Source organism: Azospirillum sp. UFLA03-27 (genome assembly GCF_059803775.1).
Map to the genome: position 1 here is coordinate 1 of NZ_JAUQTX010000390.1, position 3,868 is coordinate 3,868.

The following is a 3,868-nucleotide window of genomic DNA, read 5'->3' on the forward strand; positions in this document are numbered from 1 at the left end:
GCGTATAATCGTCGGCAGCGTCAGATGTGTATAAGAGACAGCAGCACGATGGCTTCGCCGATGTTGTTCATGATGCCGAACAGCCGCTCGTCGCGCACGATCAGCGCCTCGGCGGCCTGCCGGAAATAGTCCATGGCGCGGGCCATGGCGCCGAACTCGTCCTTGCGGTCGCGGCCGGGGATGTCGATGCCGGTCTGTCCTTCGGTCAGCCGCTCCATCCGCTCCGACAGCGCCTCGATGGGACCCAGCACATGCTGCGACAGGAACACCGACAGCGGCCAGCTCAGCACCAGCAGAACGGCGATGAACAGGACGAAGGCCAAGGCCTCCATGGCGAATTCGCGGTCGAGGTCGTCGGTCCCGCTGGCCGCCGCGATGGCCCAGCCCCAGGGCTCGAAGGTCAGGCTGGCCCGGACCGAATGCCCCTCGCCCATCCAGCCATCGGGCACGCGCCCGTCGGTGAACACGCTGACATGGAAGGGATCGCGCCCCAGCGCCCGCAGAGCCAGCCGCGCCTGCCCCTGGCCTTCGTCCCGCGGCAGGGCGCCCGCCTCGATGGCCGCGTTGATCTCGCCAAGCATGGCGTGGGCCGACCCGACCAACGCGTGGGTCAGCCGTCCCCGCTCCGTGATCAGACCGCTGCGCAGCAGGTAAAGCGCAGGGATTGCCGCCATGAGGCAGCCGATCAGGCCGATCCAGGTCAGCCAACGGATCTTGCGGCGCAGCGTCATCACGGTTCCGGCGGCAATCGTCGCACCCGGCCTGTGCTTCCGGCCGGTTGTCATTCTGCGCGAAAGCGTCGCTTTTTTATTTCAAACACGCAACGGCCAAGTTGCCCGCCCCGTCCCCCCTGCGTCTTTTTCAATCCGGCTGCGACATTTTGCCCATCCGGCGCGGCGCGGCTTCGCAAAACCCTCCCGAGAGGCCGCGCAATGCCACGCCGCGCCAACGGTCCACAGGCTCAGGCGGTGGGATAAAGGCGCCGGAACCCGTCGGTCACCTTCGACACCACCGCCGGGTCGCGGTCCCGCCAATAGCGGGGGTCGCGCATCAGCGCCTGCAGTTCCGCCTCCCCTCCGGCGGACGGCGCGCCGGCCGGCATCGACAGGGCGGCTGGCTCGCCACCGGTCATCATCCGGTGAAGCGCCATCACCCCTTCATAGGTGGTCGACAGCCCCTCCACCGCCGCCGGCGGCAGGTTCTTCACCGCCCAGGCGTGGAGTTGCCGCGACACCTCCCGCCAGCGCTCGGCCCCGCCGAACTGGGCGGACAACCGTTCGACCTCGCGTTCCGCCTGGAACTCGGCGGCCAGTTCCTGGATCAGCGGGACCAGCCGCTCGGCGGCGAGGTCGTAGACGAGCTGCGCCTGTTCCGGCGTGAAGCCGGCGCCGTGCAGGCGGCCGTTGATCGCCGGATCCGGCTCGAACAGCCCGTGGTCGCAGGCGATGCAATAGCCCTCCGGCCCATCGGGCACACCCGGCGCCACCAGCAGGCCGGGCCGCTCGCCATCACCAGAGGCGGGGGCGGGAGCGGACAGCTTGCGCTCCAGCTCCAGATAGGATTTCAGCAGCGCCTCCACGCGCACCGCACCGGTTTCCGGGTCGCGGAACTTCTCGGGCACCGCGGGCGGGGCGCCGGGAACGGTCGACGTCAGCAGGTTCTCGGCCATGGATAGCTCCTATACGATGAAAGAATCAGGCACCCTGCCCACGGGCGGTCAGGGCGAGAATGAGGGCGACCAGACGGCGTTGGCCTTCCAGGTCGCGCAGCGCGGCGTCGGAGGCGTCGGGACCGAGCGTGCGTTCGAGCGTCATCGCCGTCAGCGTGGCCAGCACCCGCGCCCCGTCCGGCCCGGCGAAGCAGCGGGCGAAGCTGGGCGCCGGATCACCGGCCGGAACGGCCTCGGCGAACGAGGCTCCATCCAGCCAAGCCCAGCCGCCATTGTTCCACTCCGCCGGATCAGCCATGTGGCGCCTCCGCCCGCACCAGCTTGGCGGGCACGCCGAAGGCCTCGCCCAGCCAGCGCGCGGTCGCCGCGACGTCCACCGCGGACAGCGCCTCCGGGCCGAGCTGGCGGGCGGTGTCCAGCCAACGCAGCGTCGCCTGGACGTCGCGCTGCGCCTGCGCCTGGGCCAGCGGGGAGCGGTGTTGCAGCGCCACCGTGCGCCCATCCACCGCGATGTCCGGGATCTCGCCGCGGCGGCGCAGGATGCCGACGGCGCGCAGCACCAGCGGGGTCAACAGCTCCGCCTGGAGCCGCCCATAGGTCGCGCCAAGCAGCCGGGCCATCTCGGCGGAGCGTTCGACCACTTCGGTCGCGGTCATGCGCGGCTGGTCCAACGGCCCCAGCCGGTCGGCCAGCAGCGCGTGGCGGATGCGCGCCCGCAGGTCGTCGAGCACGAGCTGCGACACGTCGAACCGGCCGGGGTTGGCGAGCGGCGTCAGCCCGGCCGACCCCACCGCCTTGGGGATGATCGTCCCCGGCACCAGCCGGATGGTGGCGGGGTTCAGCACCCCGTCGTCGTCGGCCTGCCAGATGCCGGTGACGGCGACGGAGGCGTTCTTCAGCACCAGCTCCACCACCTTGTTGGCGGTCTTGATGTCGGGCAGCGCCTTCATGACCGGCGACCGGCCATAGGTTTCCCCCGGTGCCTTCAACCAACGAAAGTTGATGAACGGCGATTGCGCGAAGCGCCCCTCGGCCAGCGTGGCGGGATCGGCCAGACCGCTGTCCAGCACCACCGCCCAGCGGTAGGCCAGCCCGTCCGGCAGCACCGCCTCGACCAGCGGAAAGCGGCTGTCCGGCTCCGCGGCGCCGCGTTCGCGCACTTCGTCCGGGATGGTCACGCCGGGAAAGCGGCGCTCGATCTGGGCCAGCGTCGCCTCGCTGCACCGGAAGGTGCCGTCCAGCCGCCCGTCCGCCCCCTCCTCCAGCACCGCCTCGGCCAGCGGCACCGCGGTGAAGCGCAGGCTGGACGCGGCGCCGGGCGGGGCCTCCTCCATCAGCAGGCAGGCGGTGCCCACCGTCACAAGGTCGAGGAAGGATTGGTGGATCTCCACGGCGAAGTTGGAACGGTCGACATGCGCCTGCACGATGCCGGCGGCGCGGTCGAGCATCGGGGCCACGCGGTCGCGCTCCCCATCGGGCAGCGACGGGCCGGGCTGCAGCCCGAACCAGCGCGACCAGGGCGGGGTCAGTTCGGCCAGCAGGCTGGCGGCGAGCTGCTCCACCGCGTCCGGCGCGGTGCCGTCGAACAGCCGGTCCACCCGCCGCTCGCCGGGAGTGCCGCCGCCGCGGAAGGGCTGCCCGTTGGGCAGGGCGTGGTCGTAGCAGTCCTGCCAATGGCTTTCCCAGACCGACCGGCGCTCCCGCGCCGCCCGGTAGCGTTCCAGCAGACGCTCCGGGCTGTTCGGCGACGCGGATGCGGCATCCCCCTTGCGGACCCCCTGGGTGGTGCCGTGTGCGGTGTCCTTCATGGCCTCACTCCCCCAACAGGCGCTTGCGCAACGGCACCAGCGCGCCGACGTCCAGCGCGCCCCGCCAGGAGGTCTGGACGGTCCCCGCCCGTCCCCGGTTGCGCCGCTAGATCAGCGCTTCTGCGCCCTTCGCCGGGTCCTTCTCCTCCTCCGTCGCCGAAGGCGGGATGACCGGGTCGACGGTGGGCGGCACCGCGGGAGCCGGGACCTCGACCACCGGGGCGGCGGGTGCCGGCACCGGTTCCGGGGCCGTGTTCCACCAGGGCGTCGTGATGGGAACCGGCGCAGGAGCTTCCACCGGCCCCGGGGTCGGCTCGGGGGCAGGCTCGGGAGCTGTCTCTTATACACATCTCCGAGCCCACGAGACTATAACAGCTATCTCGTATGCCGT

Annotated in this window: 4 protein-coding genes and 1 pseudogene; 1 reads left to right on the forward strand and 4 read right to left on the reverse strand. The window is 71.3% G+C overall.

The window, feature by feature from the left end; translation table 11 throughout:
- Positions 1-20: 20 nt before the first annotated feature.
- The 4 genes from Q4I23_RS31175 to Q4I23_RS31190 form a co-directional block, all read right to left on the reverse strand.
- Entirely contained in the window at positions 21-731 is a 711-nt protein-coding gene (locus Q4I23_RS31175) for a HAMP domain-containing protein (protein WP_498528784.1), read from the reverse strand.
- Between the two features lie 230 nt (positions 732-961).
- Positions 962-1,669, reverse strand: a complete 708-nt coding sequence (locus tag Q4I23_RS31180; protein WP_498528785.1) for a capsid assembly protein — start codon at positions 1,667-1,669, stop codon at positions 962-964.
- Positions 1,670-1,694: 25 nt separating this feature from the next.
- Positions 1,695-1,967 carry a Bbp19 family protein gene (locus Q4I23_RS31185; RefSeq protein WP_454019127.1) on the reverse strand — a complete coding sequence of 91 codons (273 nt, stop codon included), beginning with the start codon at positions 1,965-1,967 and terminating at the stop codon, positions 1,695-1,697.
- Positions 1,960-3,477, reverse strand: a complete 1,518-nt coding sequence (locus Q4I23_RS31190; RefSeq protein ID WP_498528786.1) for a portal protein — start codon at positions 3,475-3,477, stop codon at positions 1,960-1,962. The genes Q4I23_RS31185 and Q4I23_RS31190 overlap by 8 nt, the downstream gene beginning before the upstream one ends.
- A gap of 167 nt (positions 3,478-3,644) precedes the next feature.
- Here Q4I23_RS31190 and Q4I23_RS31195 point away from each other — a divergent pair.
- A pseudogene (locus Q4I23_RS31195) lies at positions 3,645-3,868 on the forward strand (hypothetical protein); the annotation flags it as partial.

Coding starts and splice junctions, on each gene's coding strand:
- Q4I23_RS31190 (WP_498528786.1), bottom strand. CDS start 3,477: ATGAAGGACACCGCACACGGCACCACCCAGGGGGTCCGCAAGGGGGAT.
- Q4I23_RS31175 (WP_498528784.1), bottom strand. CDS start 731: ATGACGCTGCGCCGCAAGATCCGTTGGCTGACCTGGATCGGCCTGATC.
- Q4I23_RS31185 (WP_454019127.1), bottom strand. CDS start 1,967: ATGGCTGATCCGGCGGAGTGGAACAATGGCGGCTGGGCTTGGCTGGAT.
- Q4I23_RS31180 (WP_498528785.1), bottom strand. CDS start 1,669: ATGGCCGAGAACCTGCTGACGTCGACCGTTCCCGGCGCCCCGCCCGCG.